This is a genomic window from Pantoea sp. ANP04, from assembly GCF_041982285.1.
Lineage (GTDB): Bacteria > Pseudomonadota > Gammaproteobacteria > Enterobacterales > Enterobacteriaceae > Pantoea > Pantoea eucalypti.
This window is the reverse complement of sequence record NZ_JAUTYS010000098.1, coordinates 1-593: the sequence shown is the minus strand read 5'-3', so window position 1 is coordinate 593 and position 593 is coordinate 1. Positions and strand designations below refer to the sequence as shown.

Sequence of the window (593 nt, the reverse complement as noted above, 5' to 3'; positions counted from 1 at the left end):
ACCTAGATCTTCTAGGGACACTCCTGAATATCCGTGCAACGCAAAGAGCCGGGTAGCTTCACGCAACAACGCGTCACGGCGTTCTGCCTTGGCGCGCTCGCGATCTGTTGGCTCAGTGAGAGATTGATATCTGCTCAATGCATTTACTCCTTAGAAACCCCGCCCAAAACTGGACAACTATTATCTACTCCACTAATTTCAAAATGTAGGTAGAAAACACAGTTAATAAGAATTAACCATACGCGCCGGACTGTCAGCTTCCAAGGTATTGCGTCCGCGTTCCGTATAACCCGTCACCGCAGACGACATCACAAGGGTCGCCTCGGTGAGGACAACCTCGAAAGAAGAGAGTGCCCGTGATTGATCTCGAACTCGACGAACTGTACCAAGACCTGGTCGATGTCGTGCGTGAATTTGCCCAGCAAGTCGTTGCTCCTGTCAGTGCCAAGCACGACGCGGAACATAGCTTCCCCTATGACGTGGTCGCACAAATGGGTGAATTGGGGCTATTTGGCCTTCCGATCTCCGAAGAATACGGTGGCTCCGGTGGCGACTACTTCGCTCTAGCCTTAGCACTAGAGGAACTAGGCCGA

At 51.9% G+C, this 593-nt stretch carries 1 protein-coding gene; it reads left to right on the top strand.

All coding sequences use genetic code 11. From position 1 onward, the window contains the following. Positions 1–356 precede the first annotated feature (356 nt). A partial coding sequence (locus tag Q7C21_RS22525; protein WP_375151163.1) for an acyl-CoA dehydrogenase family protein occupies positions 357–593 on the top strand: 237 nt, incomplete at its 3' end.